Genomic DNA, 20,376 nt, shown 5'->3' with positions numbered 1-20,376 from the left:
GGCGAGCCGGGGCTGTGACGCATCCCGCGGGTGCCGCGTCCTGAAGGTGATGCTTTCCAGAATCCTCTTCACTCCCTTTGAACGGATCGTCGCATGGGCGTAATCGCGACGCTGCTCGCACACGAACCCCGGCTCGCACGGCTGCGCTCCGCGGCGCGTGACCGGTATCGGTTCATTCCGTGCGAAGATTGGACCTCCCTGACCCGCGCCTGCGAGCGTGGGCCGATCAATGTCGTGGTCTTCGACCTGTACGTCGACGGTCGTGCGGACTTCGAACGGGTGCGTCAACTGCGCGTTCGTGTCCCCCGCGCGGCGCTGGTGGCGTATGTCGATGTCACGCGTGAGCGCGCGCGCGACATGTTCGACGCCGGTCGCTGCGGCATCGACGTGCTCATCGTGGCCGAGGAGACCGACACGCCACAACTGCTGGCGGCGCTGCTCGACCAGGCCGAGGCACGCAGTGTGTCGAGTCTGCTCAAACCGCATCTGGCGGGGCTGCGCAGTGTGGTGCGTGACGCGGTGATGTTGTCGGTGACGCGCGCGCACGAGCGTCTGACGCCCGACAGCCTGGCGCGTCTGATCGCGGTGTCGCGTCGCCTGTTGTCGAAGCGGCTGGAGGGCGCCCAGTTGCCGCCGCCGCATCAATTGCTCACCTGGGGACGCCTGATCGTGGCCGCGAGCATGCTGGAAGACGGCTCACGCAGCGCGGACGGCGTGGCCAGCGCGCTCGACTTTCCGTCGGGCAGTGCGTTCCGCAATACGTGTCAGCGGTATCTGGGGTGCACCCCGCACCAGATCCGTCTGCGTGGCGGCGCGCAGTGGGTCATCCAGGAGCTGCTCGTCAACCGCGAGAAGCGCCGACAGATCGCCGATCACGACGACGAACTGCAGGACTCGGCCGCGGCCTGAGTCGGCGTCGAAAGCTGAGTGTAAAGCGAGCCCGGGAATGTGTTCCCGGGCTCGTGTTGTTTGCATGAGGGAATCCGCTACGGACGTCGAACCAGTGGAATGGTCAGCCGGTTTCCTACCAACGACCCACACTCGCCCGTTTGACGGACAGGCATGTTGTCCCGCACAAATGGTTCGAATCCCTCTGCTTCCACACGGAGCTGAAATACACCTTCCCGTGCGACTCCGTAAAAAAAGGGAGGCTCCACACCGGGGAATAGCTGGAGTGTATCGACCCGTGCGCCCTCAGTAGCCGTTGCGAAAACCCCACTGGAAATCGGCCGTCGAGAGGACGCATCGATCAGATAGAGCTCGAAACCCAACCCATCCACCCCGACACAGTCGGTCTGACATCCCTGCGCCAGCACGGAGAGCAAGACGAGGAAGCCCATACGCCAGAATCGTTTCTTCATCTGTCGCGCCTCCGAGGCAGGGAAAAAGTCCATCCAGCACTCACAGTCACAGATCTCTGCAGAAAGCGACATCGTACCACGGAACGGTCAGCTCCCATATGCAAGACCCCATTTCCATCGCAGATTAGCGGCAGATGCTGGTCCGTCGCCACTCCACACCGCATGCTTCACCATGCTCCACCTCGCACTCACCGGCAACATCGCCTCGGGCAAATCCACGGTGGCCACCATGCTGGCAACGCATGGCGCGACGATCATCGATGCGGACAGACTCGCGCGCGATGCGGTCGCGGTGGGCACACCGGGGCTCGAAGCCATCGTCGAACGTTTCGGTGCACGCATGCTGCAGGCCGACGGTTCGCTCGACCGGGCAGCCATGCGCACCCTGGTCTTTCACGATCCGGTGGCCCGCGATGCGCTGAATGCTATCGTGCACCCTGCCGTGGGACGTCTGCGCGCCGAGGCCGTGAAGGCTGCCGAGTCGCGCGGGGACCGGCTGGTCATTTCGGACATCCCCCTGCTCTTCGAAGTGGGTCTCGAGCATGCCTTCGACGGTGTGATCCTGGTGGATTCCCCCGAACCCCTGCGGCTCCAGCGCATGGTGCGCGACCGGGGACTGTCCCCCGCCGAGGCGCAGGCCATGATCGATGCCCAATGGCCGGCCGAGCGCAAACGTGCCGGAGCGGACTGGATCATCGACAACGATGGCTCCCTGGCGGAACTCCAGGAGCGTGTCGACGCGCTCTGGGAGCAATTGCGGACCCTGCCCCCGCGCGGCCCGCTTCCGCAACGGGCGTCCGAAGCGGATACTACTACCGGTTGAAGCTTTTCCCTTTCCCGTGGAGTCACCGTGTCGAATATCCCCGCCGACCTGCGCTATACGAAGGATCACGAGTACGTCCGTTCCACCGATGACAGCGGGATCGTTGCCATCGGCATCACCGACTTTGCGCAGGGTGAGCTGGGCGACATCGTGTACGTCGAACTGCCGAAGGTGGGCGCCACCTATGGCGCGCATGACGTATTCGGCACCGTGGAAGCCGTGAAGGCGGTGTCCGAACTGTTCATGCCGGTGGCCGGCGAAGTGGTGGAAGTGAACGGCCGTCTCGACGGTGAACCCGCGCTGATCAACACCGACCCGTACGGCGACGGCTGGATGATCAAGGTGCGTCTGGCTCCCGATGGGGACGCTGGTCTGTTGTCGGCCGACGAATACCAGGCGCAGATCGGCGGCTGAGTTCCCGCAGCACACCGCGGCGCCACACACGCCGCGAGAGTACACCGCAAAAAACACACGGCCCCCGATCACATCGCGTGACCGGGGGCCGTATCGTCTCCCGACACCACCTACGCCGAATACTCCTCGACCGGCGGGCAGGCGCAGATGAGGTTGCGATCGCCGTACGCGCTCTCCACCCGGCGCACGGCCGGCCAGAACTTGCGGTCGCGCGTCCACGACGTGGGATACGCCGCCTGCTGACGCGAGTACGGATGCGTCCAGGTGTCACTGGTGCAGTGCGCGGCCGTATGCGGGGCGTTCTTCAGCACGTTGTCCTCACGATCGGCATCACCACGCTCCACCGCCGCGATCTCGCCGCGGATACCGATCATCGCTTCGATGAAGCGATCGAGCTCGGCCTTCGACTCGCTCTCGGTGGGCTCCACCATGAGCGTGCCCGCCACCGGGAAGGACAGCGTCGGGGCATGGAACCCATAGTCCATCAGACGCTTCGCCAGATCCTCGGCTTCGATGCCGGCCGCCTTCACGCCGCGCGTGTCGAGAATGCACTCATGCGCCACCAGACCGTTCTGCCCCCGATAGAGCACGGGGTAGTGCGCCTCGAGCTGCTTCGCGATGTAGTTGGCGTTGAGGATCGCGATCTTCGTGGCCAGCGCGAGTCCTTCGCCGCCCATCAGCTTGATGTACACGTACGAGATGGGCAGGATGCTCGCGCTGCCCCACGGCCCCGCCGACACCGGCCCGATGGCCTGATCCCCGCTCACCGGCACCACCGGATGTGTGGGCAGGAAGGGCACCAGCTGCGGTGCGACACCGATGGGGCCCATGCCCGGGCCACCGCCGCCGTGCGGGATGCAGAACGTCTTGTGCAGGTTGAGGTGACACACGTCGGCACCGAGATCGCCCGGGCGCGCGATGCCCACCATGGCGTTCATGTTGGCGCCATCCATGTACACCTGGCCACCATGCTTGTGGATGATGGCCGTGATGTCCTTGATGCTGGCTTCGAACACGCCATGCGTGCTGGGATAGGTCACCATCAACGCGCCGAGGTTGGCCGCGTGCTGCTCGGCCTTGGCCTCGAGATCCGCCACATCGATGTTGCCGTCGGTATCGGTCTTCACCACCACGACCGAGAAACCGGCCATGACCGCGCTGGCGGGGTTGGTGCCGTGCGCCGACTGCGGAATGAGACACACCGTGCGATGCGTGTCGCCGCGGGCGTGATGATAGGCGCGGATGACCAGCAATCCCGCGTACTCACCCTGTGAACCGGCGTTGGGCTGCAGCGACACACCCGCAAAGCCCGTCGCCTCGGCCAGGTCGTGCTCGAGTTCGCGGAACATCTGCGCATAGCCCTCGGCCTGCGTACGCGGCGCGAAGGGATGAAGCTGTCCGAACTCGGGCCACGTCACAGGAATCATCTCCGCGGTGGCATTGAGCTTCATCGTGCACGAGCCCAGCGGGATCATGCCGTGCACCAGCGAGAAGTCCTTCGCCTGCAGCGAGTAGAGATAGCGGAGCATCTCCGTCTCGCTGTGATACCGATGGAACGTGGGATGCGTGAGGAAGGGCGAGACACGGCGGAAGCGCTCGTCGTACCGCACATCGATACCGGCGGCGATGTCATCGTAGCCGAAGTCGGGAGCCGTATTGCCGTTGAACACCGCCCAGAGATCGGCGATGTCGGCTGCGGTGGTGGTCTCGTCGAGCGAGATGGTGAGCGTGCCCGGTTCGAGGACGCGCAGATTCATCTGCCGCGCTTCGGCGGCGGCGAGAATGTCCTGCTGCCCATGCGTGCCCACCTCGACGCGCACCGTGTCGAAGTAGTTCTCGTGCATGATCGCGAACCCGAGCTTCTCGAGACCCGCGGCCAGCGTGACGGCGTGACCGTGCACCCGTTCGGCGATGGCGGTGAGCCCCTCGGGGCCGTGATACACCGCGTACATGCCGGCCATGACGGCCAGCAGCACCTGCGCCGTGCAGACGTTGCTGGTGGCCTTCTCGCGGCGGATGTGCTGCTCACGCGTCTGCAGCGCCATGCGCAGCGCGGGTGTGCCTTCCACGTCGCGCGAGAGACCGATGATGCGCCCGGGCAGCAACCGCTTGAATTCATCGCGCGTGGCGAAGAACGCGGCGTGCGGGCCACCGTACCCCATGGGCACGCCAAACCGCTGCGAGCTGCCGACGACGATATCGGCGCCCCATTCACCCGGCGGTGTGAGCAGACAGAGCGCGAGCAGATCGCTGGCCACGATGGTCATCGCCCCCGCGGCATGCGCCTGTTCGCAGAGCCCACGATAGTCCACCACGGCGCCGTCGGTGCCCGGATACTGCAGCAGCACGCCGAACACGGTGTCGTCACACACCATCTGCGTCGCGTCGACCACTTTGACCTCGATACCCCGGGCCTGCGCGCGGGCTTCCACCACGGCGATCGTCTGCGGATGACAATCGGTCGCCACCAGGAACAGATTGCGACTGGCATTCCCGCGGGCTCCGAAGGCCAGCGCCATCGCTTCGGCTGCCGCAGTGCCTTCGTCCAGCAACGACGCATTCGCGATCTCGAGGCCGGTGAGATCGACGATCATCGTCTGGTAGTTCAGCAACGCTTCGAGTCGCCCCTGCGCGATCTCCGCCTGATAAGGCGTGTACGCCGTGTACCAGGCCGGATTCTCCATCACGTTGCGGAGGATGACATTGGGCGTGTGCGTGCCGTAATAGCCCATGCCGATGTACGACCGGTAGATACGATTGCGGGCGGCCATGGCCCGCAGGGAGGCGAGCACCTCGGCCTCGGTCTGGCCGGCTCCGGTCTGGAGCGTGCCCCGGAAGCGGATCGCCTCTGGCACGACGGCGTCGATGAAGGCATCGAGAGACGGGTAGCCGAGTGCGACGAGCATCGCCTTCTGCTCGGCGGCGTTGGGACCCAGATGACGCGGAATGAACGAATCGCCCGTCGTAGACGCGGACGAGATGGTACGCAGGGCCATGACCATCCTCAGGAGCGAACGGGGCCTCGCGGCCACGCCCGATGGAAGCAGCGGGAAGCAGCGTTGTCGGCTGGGCCGCGGCGACCGACTTTACCGCAGCCTCTCTAATTTAACCGGAATGTCCCTCCGCCGAACGGTCCTCCCGCGTGCCTGGTCGGTCTGGCCCCACGCCGCCGCCGATGGTCCACACAACATGGCCACCGATGCCGCGCTCATGGCCATGGTGACGCCAGGCGTGGGTGTATGGCGCTGGTATGGTTGGTCGGCCCCCACGATCTCTTTCGGGCGCAACGAACGTGTGCAGGGACGTTTCGATGAGGCCCGTCTCGCCGACCTGGGGCTGACCGCCGTACGCCGCCCAACCGGCGGGCGGGCGTTGCTGCATGCCCGGGAAGTGACCTACAGCGTCACATGCGCATTGGACGAGGACCTGGGCTGGCGGGACGCGTATGACGCCATCAACGCCATTCTCTGTGGTGCCCTGCAGGACCTTGGCGTACCGGTGACGCGGGCCGGCGCACAGCCACCCGTGGCCCCCGACGGGCCGGTCTGCTTCGACATGCCGGCGGAAGGCGAGCTGGTGGTGGCGGGCCGCAAACTCGTCGGCAGTGCCGTCTGGCGGCAGGGGACACACTATCTGCAGCACGGCAGCGTTCTGCTGCAGGACGATCAGGCGCTGTTGAGCCGGGCGGCCGTGCAGCCCTTGCCACCAGCACCACCCGCGGCCGCCCTGTGCACACTCCTGCCCCATCATGATGAAACGCAACTGCAGGAGGCCCTGGACGCGGCGGTCCGGCGGCGATTGCGATCGATGCCTGCCGGAGGGCGCTCCGAGCCGGATGCCGATGCGGTCGTGACGGACTTCATGCCTCCGGCGTCGCTGCTCGAAGAGATCGAAACGCGACGTGTCGCGTTCCTCGATCGTGATCGACTCTGGCGCCGCTGACGTACACTTCGCATCGTAGATATCTCGGTTATCTCCATCGTCGTGTCGTACGTGGTCCTTTGCCCCCGCCTCCGCCCGCACGCCATGCTCCCGGTCCGTTTTTCGCGCCGTCCGCTGTTCCTGCTCGCCTCGCTCGCCATGCTCGTCGGCTGTGGTGACGCCGATCGTGGTGGCGTGGCGGCCGGCGAAACAGGGGGCACGCTCATCATCGCGATGCCGGCGGAACCGACGACGCTGCTGCCGCCGGTGTCTGACGCGAATCAGGATGCCGCGGTCATCAATGCCATCTTCGATCGACTCGCCGAGATCGGGCCGACACTCGAGACCTTCGGAGATCGCGGCTTCCGTCCGCGTCTCGCGTCCTCATGGGCCTGGGCCAACGATTCCCTGTCGATCGCCTTCACGATCGACTCGCTGGCGCGCTGGCACGACGGACAGCCGGTGGAGGCCGCGGACGTGCGCTACACGTTCCGCGTGTACACCTCCGACTCGCTCGCGGTGAACAACCGCGCGATGCTGGGCAATATCGATTCGGTGTCCGTGCGCGATGCCCGCACGGCGGTGTTCTGGTTCAAGCGCCGCACGCCGCAGCAGTTCCAGGAAGCGACGTACTTCATGTACATCCTCCCGTCGCATCTGCTCGCGTCCATTCCCATGAAGGATCTCCCGGCTTCGCCCTTCGCGCGCAAGCCGGTGGGCAGCGGACGTTTCCGTTTCGCCAACTGGGAAGCCGGCCAGCGGGTGGAGATCGTGGCCGACACGGCCAATCCCCGTGGACGCGCGATGCTCGACCGGGTGATCTGGAGCATCGCGGCCGATTTTGGTGCCGCGACGGTGAAGCTGTTCGCGGGGGAAGCCGATTTCTTCGAATACATCCGACCGGGCGATCTCGGGCAGATCGCGCGCACGCCCTCGCTGCGACTCGTGGACAATCGCGCGCTGCAATACCTCTTCCTGGGTTTCAACTTCCGCGATCCCCGCAATCCCTCCCAGCCGCACCCGCTCTTCGCCGACGCCGCGGTGCGTCGGGCGCTGCACATGGCGGTGGACCGGGCGGGCATCGTGCGCAACGTCTTCGATTCCCTGGGCGCCGTGGCGCTCGGTCCGGCGCCGCGCGCACTCATTCCCGACACCACCGCGTTCACACAATTGCCTCACGATCCCGCGCATGCACGCGCGCTGCTCGATTCCGCGGGATGGCGTGACAGCGACGGCGACGGCATCCGCGAACGTGAAGGACGCCGCTTGTCGTTCGAGATGCTGGTGCCGAGTTCCAGCGCGGGCCGTCGCAGTCTGACGGTGCTGCTGCAGGAGCAGTTCCGCGCCGTGGGTGCGGAGGCCAAACCGCTCGTGCTCGAGGTGAACACCTTCTCCACCCGATCGGATACCGGGCAGTTCGATACCTACATGGGCGGCTGGTCGGTGGTGCCCGGGCTGGGAGGCACCAGGCAGACGTGGACGAGCAAGGGATCGGGGAACGTGGGGCGTTATCGCAATCCGGCTTTCGATGCGCTCGTGGACAGTGCCCTGACCAGCTTCGCCCCGGCGGCCAGTCACCGATACTGGGCCCGCGCTTTCCAGCAGATCGTGGACGATGCGCCGGCCATCTGGCTGGTGGATCAGCGGGCGCCGGTGGCGCTGCACAAACGATTCATCGTGCCGCCGCTGCGTCCCGATGGATGGTACGCGGATCTGGCCGACTGGCGGGTGGATCCGGCACAGCGCATCGATCGCGATCGAATCGGACTCGCGGCCGCGTCCCGCTGATCGTGTCGTCACGCCTGCTCGCACGCACCTGGCAGTGCGCGCTGGTGATTCTCTCGGCGGCCACGCTGGCATTTCTGTGCCTGCATCTCGCACCGGGCGATCCTGCCTCGGCACTCGGCGAGAGTGTCCCGCCCGAAGTCAAAGCCCGCATGCGGGCGCTGTACGGATTCGACGAACCGCTCGGCACGCAGTATCTGCGATGGCTGGGCGCTCTGCTGCGCGGCGACCTGGGGTGGTCCATTCAGCAGCAGCGGCCCGTGTCCGCCGTGCTGCGCGATGCGTTGCCCAATACGCTCATGCTGATCGTGCCGGCTTTCGTGCTGAGTGTGCTCGGTGGATTGTGGATCGGAGCCTGGCAGGGCGCGCGGGCGGGTTCACGACGCGATCGCGTCACGTCGACGCTGCTGCTGGTGATCTACTCGATTCCCGAGTTCTGGCTCGCGATGGCATTGCTGCTGGTCTTCGCGCGCACCTGGCACCTGCTGCCGGCCACGGGCGTCACGAGCGAGCTGTACGCATATCTGTCGCCCGGTGAACGGCTCCTCGACCGGCTGCGGCATCTCGTGCTGCCGGTGGCATCGGTGGCGTCGATCGGGATCGCCACCTTCGCCCGCTATCAGCGTGCCAGCATGCAGGAGACCGTCGGTCTGCCCTTCGTACGCACGGCGGAAGCCAGCGGACTGGGACGCCGGCGCGTGCTGCGCAACGCCTGGCGCGCCTCGTTGCTGCCGGTGATCACGTTGGGAGGGATTCTGCTGCCCTCCTATCTCGCCGGCGTGGTCTTCGTGGAGCAGATCTTCAACTGGCCGGGACTCGGGTACGCCCTGTTGCGCGCGATCTCGGCGCGCGATTATGCGGTCGTGGCAGCCTGTGTGGTGCTGGGAAGCACGCTCACGGCACTCGGCGCCTGGTTGGCGGAGTGGCTGCGTGAGCGGGCCGATCCGAGACTGCGTGTGGCGCCCGGGCTTTCTGCCGGGCACACGGCGGCACAGGTCGCGGAGCGAATCGCGTGAGCATGCGTATGAGCATGGGCGCGGCATGAGCACCACGACGATCTCACCGACGGCGCTGCGTCGACGGATCCACATGTCTGCACGTCCACGTGGATTGATCTGGCTGCTCGTGGCGGCGCTCGCGCTGCTGGCCATCGGCGCTCCATGGCTGGCGCCGTATCCACCGGACGCGCAACTCGACATTCTTGCGCTGCGCAGCGTGCCCCCGTCGTCGGCCCATCCCTTCGGCACCGACAGTTTTTCGCGTGATCTGTTGAGTCGCGTGCTGCATGGCGCACGGGTATCGCTGGGCTTCGCCTCCGCGGCGGTGCTGCTGAGTCTCGTCCTTGGCACGGTGTACGGCGCGCTGACATCCTTTGCACCGCGTGTGTTGTCGTCCGCGCTGCGACGGGCCATCGACGTGGCGATGTCGGTGCCACGTCTGCTGGTGCTGCTCACGGTGACCGCGTTCCTGGGTCCGCTGTCCGTTCCGGGACTGGTGCTGCTGGTGGCCCTCACCGGTTGGTTTGCCACCGCACGACAGGTCACCGACGAACTCGACGCGCTGCAGAGCCGGGAGTTCGCGCTGGCGGCACGCGCCATGGGCGTACGCGGTCCCCGTCTCTTCGGACGCCACCTGTTGCCACATCTCGCGCCCCTTCTGACGGTGACGGGCACCTTCGCCGTGGCCAATACCATCGCGCTCGAAGCCGGGTTGAGCTTCCTGGGACTCGGCATTCAACCGCCCACCGCGAGTTGGGGCACCATTCTGCACGACGGATCAGGATCGTTCGACACCGAGTGGTGGATTGCCGTGTTCCCGGGCCTGGCCACCGTGGGGGCCGTCCTTCTGTGCAATGTGCTGGGAGACGTCTTGCGCGACCGCTTCGCCCCGGCGCACGTTGCCAGAGATCTTCGAGATATTGCGGCTCCCCCGCCTTCTGCCCACCACTCCGTTCCCCGGACGTGACTGTTCCTTCCCCCGACGCTCTGCTCGATGTGCAGGCCTTGCGCATCGCGTTCCCTGCATCCCCGGCCGACGTCCGCGTCGTGGACGGCGTGGACTTCACGGTCGCTGCCGGTGAAACCGTCTGCCTGGTGGGGGAATCGGGGTGTGGCAAGTCGATGACGGCGCTCTCGCTGCTGCGGCTGGTGCCACCGCCGGGACGTATCGCCACGGGTTCGCACATCCGCTTCGATGGTCAGGATCTGCTGCGCATGGACGATCGTGCCCTGCGCTCCGTTCGCGGACGACAGATGGCGATGATCTTCCAGGAACCGATGACCGCGCTCAACCCCGTACTGACCGTGGGCGATCAGATCGCCGAGGTGGTGCGGGTGCACACGAAGTGCAGCGCGCGGGAGGCCTGGGCGCGTGCCGTGGACATGCTCGGTCAGGTGGGCATTCCCGATCCGGCGGCACGCGCCAGGCAGTATCCGCACGAACTCTCGGGCGGTATGCGCCAGCGCGTGATGATCGCGATGGCGCTGGTGCTGTCCCCCAAGCTCGTGATTGCCGACGAGCCCACCACGGCGCTCGATGTGACCATCCAGGCGCAGATTCTCGATCTGCTGCGCACGATGCGGGAGCGTACGGGGATGGGATTGCTGCTCATCACGCACGACCTCGGTGTGGTGGCCGAGATGGCGTCGCGGGTGCTGGTCATGTATGCCGGTCGGGTGGTGGAGGAAGCTCCGGTGGGGGCGCTCTTTGCCGCGCCGACACATCCGTACACCGAAGGACTGATGGCCGCGATGCCGCGTCTGGGCGATGAGCGGAGCCGGTTGAACACGATCCGCGGCAGTGTGCCGCCGCCCGGTGCGTTGCCCAGCGGGTGTACGTTCCGCGATCGCTGCCCGCATGCTTTCGACCGCTGTGCACGCGAGGAGCCGCGGTTGCTGTCCATCGCGCCGGGACACACCGCGCGGTGTCATCTGGTCGAAGAGCCGCAACGTCGTCTGGCCATCGTGGAGGGCGCGGCATGAGCACGGCGGCGCCTCTCGTTTCGGTTCGTCATCTCACCAAACACTTCCCGATCCGTACGGGACTGCTGCAGCGGGTGACGGGTGCGGTGAAAGCCGTGGACGATGTGTCGTTCGATGTGGCGGCCGGCGAGACGCTGGCGCTGGTGGGAGAATCCGGGTGCGGCAAGACCACGACCGGTCGCACGCTCCTGCGTCTTATCGAACCCACCAGCGGCAGCGTGCATTTCGACGGTACGGATCTGCTCGCGCTGCGTGGAGAAGCCCTGCGGCGCATGCGCCGGCACCTGCAGATCGTGTTTCAGGATCCCTACGGATCGCTCAATCCCCGCATGACAGTCGGTGCGGCCATCCGTGAAGGGCTCATCGTGCATCACCTGGCCGAAGGCGCGGAGGCCGATCGCCGCGTGGCCCGTCTGCTGGATGAAGTGGGCTTGCGTCCGGAGTATGCGGCGCGCTACCCGCACGAATTTTCCGGTGGACAGCGACAGCGCATCGGCATCGCGCGTGCGCTGGCTGTGGAGCCGCGCTTCATCGTCTGCGACGAACCCGTGTCGGCACTCGACGTGAGTGTGCAGGCGCAGGTGGTGAATCTGCTGCAGGATCTGCAGCGCGATCGTGGCCTCGCCTATCTCTTCATCGCGCACGACCTGGCGGTGGTGGCGCATATGGCGGATCGTGTGGCCGTGATGTATCTGGGTCGTATCGTGGAACTGGCGCCGCGCCGGGCGTTGTTCGGGACGCCGCGAATGCCCTACACCAAAGCCCTGCTCTCCGCAGTGCCGGTTCCGGAACCGGGTGCCGCGCGGCAACGTATCCTGCTTCCCGGCGACCCACCGTCACCCGCCAACCCACCACGCGGCTGTGTGTTCCATCCGCGGTGTCCCCATCCGCTGAAGGATGCGGCCTGCACCCAGCTCGTGCCTCCGCTCGAAGAGAAGAGTCCCGGTCACTTCGTCGCCTGCCTCAAGGAACCTTCCACTCCGGTCCCCGCCACGTGACTTCTCCCGTCGCACCAAGTCAGGACCATTCGTTCTTCGGTCATCCCAAGGGACTCGGTCTGCTGTTCACGACCGAGATGTGGGAGCGCTTCTCCTACTACGGGCTGCGGCCGCTGCTCGTGCTGTTCATGTCGGCCGCCCTCGCCAAGGGTGGATTCGGATTCGAACGCACGCAGGCGTCGACCATCGTGGGCATCTACGCAGCCTGCGTGTACCTCGCGTCGCTGCCCGGCGGATGGGTGGCCGATCGGTGGCTCGGATTGCGTCGGGCCATTCTGGTGGGCGCCGTCTTCATCACCTGCGGCCATCTGGCGATCGGCATTTCCGGTTTCGCGGGGGAGGGAATGGGCAAACCGTTCTTCTTCCTCGGTCTCATTCTGATCGTGCTCGGCACGGGACTGCTCAAGCCGAACATCTCGGCCATCGTCGGCGATCTGTATCCGGAAGGCGGCGCCCGCCGCGATGCCGGATTCTCGATCTTCTACATGGGCATCAACACCGGTGCGTTCATCGGGCAGTTGGTGACCGGATATCTCGGTGAACGGGTGAGCTGGCACTGGGGGTTCGGCGCCGCAGGGATCGGCATGGCGTTCGGCCTGATCGGTTTCTGGCTCTTCGCGCCCCGGCTGCTCGGCACGATCGGTGGCGATATCGTGCGCGATCCCGACCCCACGGTACAGGCGCGTCGCGAAAGCCAGGTGAAGAAGACCACACTGGGCGGACTCGCCGTGCTCGCGCTGGTGTTCGCGCTGGCGGCGCTCGGCATCATCACCATCGATCCGCTGGCCGTGGGCGGGGCGATGACGTTCGTGCTCGTCGGACTCGCCGTGGCGTTTTTCGCCTACATCTTCGCCTTCGGCGGCCTCACCGTCGCGGAGAAGAAACGCAGCGCGGTGATCTTCGTGCTCTTCGTGTTCGCCGCCATTTTCTGGGCCGCGTTCGAGCAGGCACCCACGTCGCTGCAATTGTTCGCGAACGATTTCACCGATCGCAATCTGTTCGGCTTCGAGATGCCGGCCACATGGTTCCAGTCGGTGAATTCGGCGTTCATCATCCTGCTCTCGCCGCTGTTCGCCGTCATGTGGGGCGTGCTCGCCGCGCGGAAGATCGATCTGTCGAGTCCCACCAAGTTCGCGATCGGACTCGCGCTCGCCGGGGTGGGTTTCCTGCTCATGGTCTTCGCCGCGAATCGTGTGCTCGCCAGCGGCGGCACGGTCCTCGTTGCGCCGTGGTGGCTCATTGCGAGCTACTTCTTCCAGACTGCCGGCGAGCTGTTCCTGAGTCCCGTGGGATTGTCGTCGATGACGAAGCTGTCACCACGCCGGTATGTGGGACAGATGATGGGCATCTGGTTCCTCGCGGCGTCGGTGGGCAATCTCGTGGCCGGTCTCGTCGGCGGGCATGTGGACCCCAGCAAGCTGGAACAGACGCCGGCGGTGTTCAGCGGCACGGCGATCGCGCTGTTCATCTCGACGGCGATCCTGGGGATCATGATCGTGCCGATCCGGAGGATGATGGCGGGGGTGCGGGACGAAACGGGAGCCTGAGTAAAGAGGACGGGCGCCGAAGGCGCCTTCTGTTTCAAGAGGGAGCAGGGAGGAGTTGGCCAGGAAGGAGATTCATAGCTGTTGCTATCGATCTCCTTCCTGATCAGCTCCCTCCTGCTCCCTCTTGATATAAAAGGCGCCTTCGGCGCCCATCCGCATTCCTCAGGGCCAGGTAAACAAACTGGACGGCGCCGTCCTTTCTCTCGAGATCGTCACATCGTTGGGTTCGCGCCAGAATGTGCGGCTCCGATCGAAGCTCGTGATGCGCATCTCGAAGCGCCGCCGGGGATCGCTCGAGACCGGCACGCCAAGATCGAGGCGCCAGAGACGACGGGACCGCGGCGGCACGGCGGCAAGCACCGACACTCCCACCGCGCCGCGCCAGGGAGAGTCCACCGAATAGGGGACCGATCGCTCCGCCCACAGTCGTCCCGCTTCGACGAAGGCGGCCAGGCCCATGTCCGCCACATTGAAGCGCGTGGGCACGACCAGACGCTGCTCGCCGCGCAGCACGAGGCGGCGGGCACCGGGGTCCCGCGAAGCGCGATGACCCATCACTCCGCCATCCGGGTCGGCCAGCGACACCTGAAACGGGCTTTGCATGCGCCGTCCCGTCGCCCAATTGGCTTCGAGAATCGTGGTCTGGCGAATGGCGGGGCGAAAATACCACGCGGCATGACCGCTGCTGATGATGTTCCGCAGGCGTTGCGCCTCGAGATCGTAGCGGGCTTCGGTGATGCCCTGTACCGCCATGAACCACTGCTCGTTGCCCGCGCCGATGTAGATGTTCGACGAGAAGAAGCGATCGCTGTCGTAGTCCGGCCCCAGACGCACCGATTGTCCACCCACGAGTCCCACCTGGGCGCCCACGCGGACGTCCTGCGTACCCGTGAGCGCATCGAAGCCCTGCACCGTCACGAAACGGATGGCGCGCATGCCGACCAGCAGATTCACCCGCGCCACATTCTGCCGACGGAAATCGAGCGGTGCCGCCTTGATCGTGTCGGGTCGCACCCCTTCCGGCGTGAGCATGATCGTGTTCGAATCCGCGTGCGTCTGTTCGCGTGTCAGCGACAGGCCGATCAGTTTGAGACGACCCACCGGTCCCACGCGCGCCAGCGCACTGAGATTGCTGTAGCGTCGACTCACGTTCACGGCGTTGTCGGGATACCCCGAGCGGAACAGGCGTTGCGGATCGCGCGTGCCGCCGATGAATGCCTGCCACGCGAATCGCTGGAGGTCGGTGTAGTAGGGACGCACCACCTCGAGTTCCAGACGCTGGCCGAACGTATTGCGACGCGCCACCGCATGCAGTTCGTTGCGTCCTCCGCCGAACTGATAGTCGCTGTACTCGACGCCCCACACGTCGTTGTACGCCAACCCGTCCCGCCATTCGGCCGCGGCCAGCTTGGCCGATCCGTTGACATTGGCATCGCCGAGCCGGATACCGCGGAATTGCGGCGACGAGGCGCGCACCCGCGGCTCCAGGATCAGCGTGAAATCGTCGCGGGTCTCGACTTCGAGCCGCACACCGCCCTTCTCGTCGTCGTAAGCACGAATGCGCGCATCGACGATGAACGGCTGCGCACGCAGAATGCGTTCGGATTCCGCCCGTTTGATCTGATTGCAGGCATCCCCGATCTTGAACAGCAGGAATCTGCGGATGACGTCGTCGCGGGTCTCCATGTGGAGTGTACGCGCGAGCGTCCGCCCCCACTCGAGTTGCGCGGGCAGACGGTCCTTGAACGGTGGCTGCGAAAGAATGACGATATCGCTGATCGGCTGCCCCGAGCATCCCGTGACCGCCAGACGCCCCTGACTCGACGTCGGGCGCGGACGGGGGCGCGCGGAATCGGGGCGCGCATTCTGCGCACTGCCATCCCGCGGCGTGAAGAGCGCGCTCACGGCGGTACACAGCGCCGCACACAACGTGCCGCGCGAGGCGAAGGAGAGACGAGCACAGACCATCGGCACGGGTGTTCGGCTCACTTCCCCATGCGACGCTTCAGATCCGCGAGACGGGCGTCGGCATCGGCCTCCCGTTCGGCACGGCTGCGGCGCGGCGGCGCGGTGGCGCCCGAAGCGGTGCCCGCGGCGCTGCCCGGAGGTCCTGCCGATGGCATGTCCCCGAGCAACTCGTCGATCTCACGGGCCGCCGCAGCCTCGGGTGAGGCGGCGGCGTCCTGCGCCGGCAATCCCGACATCACCCGACGCAGTTCGACGCGCATGGCTTCGTACTCCCGTTCGGTGACCGTGAGTTCCTGCTGCTGCGCCATCAACTTCGTCTCCAGCATCGCCACCTTTTCCGCATGTTGCGTCGCGAACCGCTCGGCGATGGCCACGGTCTCGTGATCGTCGATCTCCGCGGCATACCCCAGGCGACGCCGGACCGTTTCCAGTTCGGCGCGTTCGGCCTGGAGGCGGGTGCTGGTGGCCCCGACGGCCGCCGTCAGGTCTTTCAGCGCCAGCCGGGCATGCACGAGGGCCTCGCGCATCCCGTGGGTGGCGCGGCGGCGCTCGTCGGGGTCGAGGCGGTGGGAGAACGCGCCAAGCGCGTCGCGGAGCTCGTCGAACATGGGAGGAAAGTACGAGAACCCGCGCGGCGCGGGAGGGCCACGGCCTGTCCGAACCGTGGAACAGCACCACCGGCGGCCCTCTGCTGTTATTATCGACCTGTCGCCCACGCCCAGGGTTTCTCCCGGGCATCTCCGTCCCCGCAACCGGTCCCGTGCTCTACCTCGCCATCCCCGCACACAACGAGGTTGCCACCATCGGCGTCCTGCTCTGGAGGCTCCGCACGGTCCTCGCCGAATTCCCCCGGGAATACGAGGTGGTCGTCTACGACGACGCGAGCACCGACGAAACGGCGGAGGTGGCCGAGCAGTACGAGCGCGCCATGCCGGTCAAGGTGCTGCGCGGGCGGGAGCATCTGGGGTATGCCGGCGCGACGGACGCGTTGCTGCGCCATATCGCGCAGGCCACGCGGTATCCGCGGCGTGACGCCGTGCTGCTGCTGCAGGGCGATTTCACCGATCCGCCGGTCATGGTGCCGGAGTTCGCCCGTCGTTTCGAGGGCGGCGCCGATCTGGTGGTGGGTGAACGCACCGTGGTGGCCGACGCACCGGTGCCGGTGAAGCGCCTGTTCAAGGCCGCGCACTGGGCGATGCGTCCCTTCGTCCGGGTGGATCAGGTGCGTGATCTGACGGCGTCCATGCGTCTGGTGCGCATTGCCGCGTTGCGGGATGCCCTGCGAGCCGCCGGCAACGGGCCATTCCTCAGTGGCGACAGCTGGACGGCCAATGCCGATCTGCTGTTGCATCTGGCGCCGTATGCCCGGCGGGTCGAATCGGTGCCCATGGAACCCACGTACGGCGTGCGCATGCGGGAAACGCGCCGGGTGGCCATGCGCGATGGCCTCGCGGTGCTCAAGTGGGCCTGGCAGGCGCGCCGGCGGCGTGCCGTGGTGGGCTCGGAGACCGAAGGGGGCGACGACCGTCGCGGCCGCGAGGAGCAGCGGGGCAGCCGTCGCCGGGAAGACCGGCGTGAGGACCGTCGCCATGATCGACGGGACGAACCCGAGTTGTCGGTGGAACGGCTGCGCGAGAAGGTGCGCGAGCGTGAGGGTACCCGCGGACTGGACGGCGCTCCCCCGCCGGAATCACGTCGTGAACGTCAGCGGAACCGGGAGCGCGAGGCCATCGACCCGGCTGCCCCCGATCGAGGCGGTCCGGAGCGGCCAACCGAGCGGTCGGCAGACCGGTCCTCGGAGCGATCCTCGCGCCGCGAGCGCCCGGCGGAACGGCAGCGGCCGGTCGTTGCTGCCGATCTCCCCCTCATCGATCCTGCGGAGCCGCCCACACGCGAGCCCCGGACTCCGCGGGCGCCTCGGGCCCGCAAGGCCGAGGAACGCACCACCGAGCCCCGCCCGGCCGAGCGGGCGCCACAGGAAGTCTCCGAGCGCAGGACGGAGCGTGGGATCGAGCGCACGCCCGAACGCGCCAATGAGCGGCCGGCAACGACCCGTTCCGGACGCCGCGACGAGTCGCCGCGCATGGCTGCCGATGCCGCCCTCGAACTGGACGACCCCTTCGCGCCGCCACCGCCACGGCGGGACCGGCTCGAACAGGTCCTCGATGTTCGTGAAGCCCGCGAGAACCGGGAGATCAGCGACGTTCGTCGCGATCGGTCCTCAGCGGCCTCCGATGCCCAGCCCGTCGAATCCGACGCCCCGATTACCGATGCGTTCCCAACGCAGGGCGACGATCAGGATACTCCCGCTGCCGCGATCGCGAAGCGTGCGGTCACCGATGACCGGCCCGTGGATGACGGTTCCGGGGAGGAACCGAGCGACGCCATGGATGCGGGGGCGCTCGACGAGTTCGATGCCGACGCGGAAGCGGACGCCGAAATGGATGCCGACGGCGATCAGGAAGACGCCCCACGAAAGCGTCGGCGCAATCGTCGCAGCCGTCGGGGGCGTCGCCGTCGTGGAGCATCCGGCAACGGGGAAGAAGGCGCGACCGACGGTGACATCCCCAGCCCGGCCGGCGACGGGGACGATGCCGACCTGGCCGCCACCAATGACGTGGAAGACGACGCGGTGGACGGGCTGGCCGAGGAGTACGAGCAGGAGCTCACGCAGGACCTGGGACAGCGTCCTCGGCGTCGTGGCCGGCGCGGACGGAGGGGCGGCGCCCGACGCTCACGGGGCCGACGCGAACGTGGCGACGGGGAATCGGAAGGCGGACCGGAGCAGGACGGCAGCCCCGAGGGCGATTTCGAGTGACGGGGCGGCGGGGGCCACGCGTTCTGGCATCTGATTCCAGACAGGGTCAGAGGTCAGAAATCAGCCAGTCAGAACTGAGACGGCGATCGAATGATGAGAGATCAGACAACAACGAAATCAGAAGTCCGAGCACTTCGTCCGCGGGTTGAGTTCTGACGCGAAAGTTCTGCGTTTTGCGGTGCGCTTCGCGCCCCCGGGGACCCTGCAGGCGGCCGGCAGCGGTACCAGTGACGCGCACGATCCTCTCGACCGCCAGTGCTCAGATCTCTGACATCGTAGTTGTCTGATTTCTCATCATTCGATCGCCGTCTCAGTTCTGACCGACTGATCTCTGACCTCTGACCCCGTCTGAAAATCGGAGGCCAGATGCCAGAGCCCGCTCCCCGCAGCTATCCCCGCACCGCCCTCTCGATGCGCTCGGCCGTGGCCGGGCTCACGATGCGGATGACGAAATACACCACCGCGCCCACCAGCAGGATGCGCAGGGCGAGCCAGAGCAGAGCAAACAACAGCGCCACCAGCGGCCCGAGCAGCCCGAAAACGAGCTTGAGCGCCACCAGGCCGATCAGCGCGATGATCCCGACGGAAAACAGAGTGCGAAGCATGAGCGCCTCAGCGCGTGAAGAAGTTCGTTGACACTACGTTATCCGCCGGGACAAGTTTCCTCACCCCTGTGATTCTGTCTATTTTACGATAAAAGGTTACTCCGCTGTTTCCCCGGATGGGGCCACGGACTAGCTTCACCAGTTCACGTCCCGGAGGGGTTTCCGTCCCTCCAGGCCACACGCTGGCAAGGAATGGCCGAGCAACTCGTTCAGATCATGGGGCGCCACCGCCGCGATCCGCTCCCCGAGCGGAAACCGCAGTGGCTCAAGGTGAAGGCGCCCGGCGGCGAGAACTACATCCGCCTCAAACACCTCATGCGGGAGCTCAACCTGCACTCGGTGTGCGAAGAAGCGCATTGCCCGAACATCGGGGAGTGTTGGCAGCACGGTACGGCCACCTTCATGATCCTCGGCAGCGTCTGTACGCGGAACTGCGCCTACTGCGCCGTCTCGCACGGACGTCCCCCGGCCTACGACATCGAGGAACCCTCGCGTGTTGCCCGGGCCATCGCCGAGATGAACCTCCGGCATGCCGTCATCACCTCGGTCGACCGGGACGATCTCCCCGACTTCGGCGCGTACATCTTCGCCGAGACCATCCGGCAGATCCATCAGCGCCTTCCGGGCTGCTCGGTGGAAGTCCTCGTGCCCGATTTCCAGGGAAACGAAGACTCCATCCGTGCGGTGCTCGAGGCGCGGCCGGACATCTACAACCACAACACCGAAACCGTCCCGCGTCTGTACAAGAAGGCGCGACCGGGCGGCCGGTATCCCCGCCTGCTCGAGATCTTCCGCATCGCCAAGCGGATCGCGCCCGACATTCCCACGAAGACGGGCATCATCCTCGGGCTGGGCGAGACGAACGAAGAAGTCGTGGAAGTCATGAAGGATCTGCGCTCCGTCGACGTCGACATTCTGACCCTGGGTCAGTACCTGCGCCCGTCCGACTCCCACATCGAACTCGACCGCTATGTCACGCCGGAAGAGTTCCGCTGGTTCTACGAGGTCGGCATGCAGCTGGGCTTCCGCCATGTCGAAAGCGGCCCGCTCGTGCGTTCCAGTTATCACGCCTGGGAACAGGTCCAGGCCGCCGCGCTCGCCTGACGCGCGTCTCACCCGACAGACGCGTCGCACATCCCACCACGGCCTCTCCAG

Annotated in this window: 16 protein-coding genes; 12 read left to right on the top strand and 4 right to left on the bottom strand. The window is 66.4% G+C overall.

The window, feature by feature from the left end:
• The first annotated feature begins 93 nt into the window (after positions 1-93).
• The 3 genes from WG208_RS01105 (at position 94) to gcvH (ending at position 2,598) form a co-directional block, all read left to right on the top strand.
• Positions 94-909, top strand: a complete 816-nt coding sequence (locus tag WG208_RS01105) for a helix-turn-helix domain-containing protein (RefSeq protein ID WP_337169467.1) — start codon at positions 94-96, stop codon at positions 907-909.
• 624 nt (positions 910-1,533) lie between these two features.
• Positions 1,534-2,184 carry a dephospho-CoA kinase gene (gene coaE / locus WG208_RS01100; protein ID WP_337169466.1) on the top strand — a complete coding sequence of 217 codons (651 nt, stop codon included), beginning with the start codon at positions 1,534-1,536 and terminating at the stop codon, positions 2,182-2,184.
• A 27-nt stretch (positions 2,185-2,211) separates the two neighbouring features.
• The gene (gene gcvH, locus WG208_RS01095; RefSeq protein WP_337169465.1) at positions 2,212-2,598 is read left to right on the top strand and encodes a glycine cleavage system protein GcvH; all 387 of its coding nucleotides are present in this window, start codon (positions 2,212-2,214) and stop codon (positions 2,596-2,598) included.
• 110 nt (positions 2,599-2,708) lie between these two features.
• On the opposite strand, the gene gcvP is transcribed toward gcvH, so the two are convergent.
• On the bottom strand, positions 2,709-5,600 hold the full coding sequence (gcvP, locus tag WG208_RS01090; protein ID WP_345786945.1) for an aminomethyl-transferring glycine dehydrogenase: 2,892 nt from the start codon (positions 5,598-5,600) through the stop codon (positions 2,709-2,711).
• Between the two features lie 112 nt (positions 5,601-5,712).
• Between gcvP and WG208_RS01085 the strand changes: the two genes are divergently transcribed.
• From WG208_RS01085 to WG208_RS01055, 7 genes are all read left to right on the top strand, one after another.
• On the top strand, positions 5,713-6,540 hold the full coding sequence (locus WG208_RS01085) for a hypothetical protein (RefSeq protein WP_337169463.1): 828 nt from the start codon (positions 5,713-5,715) through the stop codon (positions 6,538-6,540).
• Between the two features lie 84 nt (positions 6,541-6,624).
• Positions 6,625-8,307, top strand: a complete 1,683-nt coding sequence (locus tag WG208_RS01080) for a peptide ABC transporter substrate-binding protein (protein WP_337169462.1) — start codon at positions 6,625-6,627, stop codon at positions 8,305-8,307.
• Positions 8,308-8,309: 2 nt separating this feature from the next.
• The gene (locus WG208_RS01075) at positions 8,310-9,320 is read left to right on the top strand and encodes an ABC transporter permease (protein WP_337169461.1); all 1,011 of its coding nucleotides are present in this window, start codon (positions 8,310-8,312) and stop codon (positions 9,318-9,320) included.
• Positions 9,321-9,345: 25 nt separating this feature from the next.
• The gene (locus WG208_RS01070; protein WP_337169460.1) at positions 9,346-10,269 is read left to right on the top strand and encodes an ABC transporter permease; all 924 of its coding nucleotides are present in this window, start codon (positions 9,346-9,348) and stop codon (positions 10,267-10,269) included.
• A 20-nt stretch (positions 10,270-10,289) separates the two neighbouring features.
• Positions 10,290-11,285 (top strand): ABC transporter ATP-binding protein, encoded by a 996-nt coding sequence (locus WG208_RS01065; RefSeq protein ID WP_345786952.1) that lies wholly within the window; start codon positions 10,290-10,292, stop codon positions 11,283-11,285.
• Entirely contained in the window at positions 11,282-12,283 is a 1,002-nt protein-coding gene (locus tag WG208_RS01060; protein ID WP_337169458.1) for an ABC transporter ATP-binding protein, read from the top strand. The genes WG208_RS01065 and WG208_RS01060 overlap by 4 nt, the downstream gene beginning before the upstream one ends.
• A complete protein-coding gene (locus WG208_RS01055) occupies positions 12,280-13,830 on the top strand; it encodes a peptide MFS transporter (protein ID WP_337169457.1) in 1,551 nt (516 codons plus the stop codon). Before WG208_RS01060 ends, WG208_RS01055 begins: the two co-directional genes overlap by 4 nt.
• 162 nt (positions 13,831-13,992) lie before the next feature.
• Here the strand turns inward: WG208_RS01055 and WG208_RS01050 are convergent, their stop codons facing one another.
• Together WG208_RS01050 and WG208_RS01045 are read right to left on the bottom strand one after the other, a co-directional pair.
• Entirely contained in the window at positions 13,993-15,804 is a 1,812-nt protein-coding gene (locus tag WG208_RS01050) for a hypothetical protein (RefSeq protein ID WP_337169456.1), read from the bottom strand.
• A gap of 11 nt (positions 15,805-15,815) precedes the next feature.
• The gene (locus WG208_RS01045; RefSeq protein ID WP_337169455.1) at positions 15,816-16,406 is read right to left on the bottom strand and encodes a hypothetical protein; all 591 of its coding nucleotides are present in this window, start codon (positions 16,404-16,406) and stop codon (positions 15,816-15,818) included.
• Positions 16,407-16,558: 152 nt separating this feature from the next.
• On the opposite strand from WG208_RS01045, the gene WG208_RS01040 reads away from it, so the two are divergent.
• A complete protein-coding gene (locus tag WG208_RS01040) occupies positions 16,559-18,616 on the top strand; it encodes a glycosyltransferase (protein ID WP_337169454.1) in 2,058 nt (685 codons plus the stop codon).
• A 389-nt stretch (positions 18,617-19,005) separates the two neighbouring features.
• On the opposite strand, the gene WG208_RS01035 is transcribed toward WG208_RS01040, so the two are convergent.
• Complete coding sequence (locus WG208_RS01035) at positions 19,006-19,221, bottom strand: hypothetical protein (protein ID WP_337169453.1); 216 nt, start codon at positions 19,219-19,221, stop codon at positions 19,006-19,008.
• A 216-nt stretch (positions 19,222-19,437) separates the two neighbouring features.
• Here WG208_RS01035 and lipA point away from each other — a divergent pair, with 216 nt between their 5' ends.
• Positions 19,438-20,325 carry a lipoyl synthase gene (gene lipA, locus WG208_RS01030; RefSeq protein WP_337169452.1) on the top strand — a complete coding sequence of 296 codons (888 nt, stop codon included), beginning with the start codon at positions 19,438-19,440 and terminating at the stop codon, positions 20,323-20,325.
• Positions 20,326-20,376 lie beyond the last annotated feature (51 nt).

The sequence above is a fragment of the Gemmatimonas aurantiaca genome (assembly GCF_037190085.1).
GTDB lineage: Bacteria > Gemmatimonadota > Gemmatimonadetes > Gemmatimonadales > Gemmatimonadaceae > Gemmatimonas > Gemmatimonas aurantiaca_A.
Note: the sequence above shows the minus strand (reverse complement) of the source record. Positions and strands in the feature narration are given on the sequence as shown.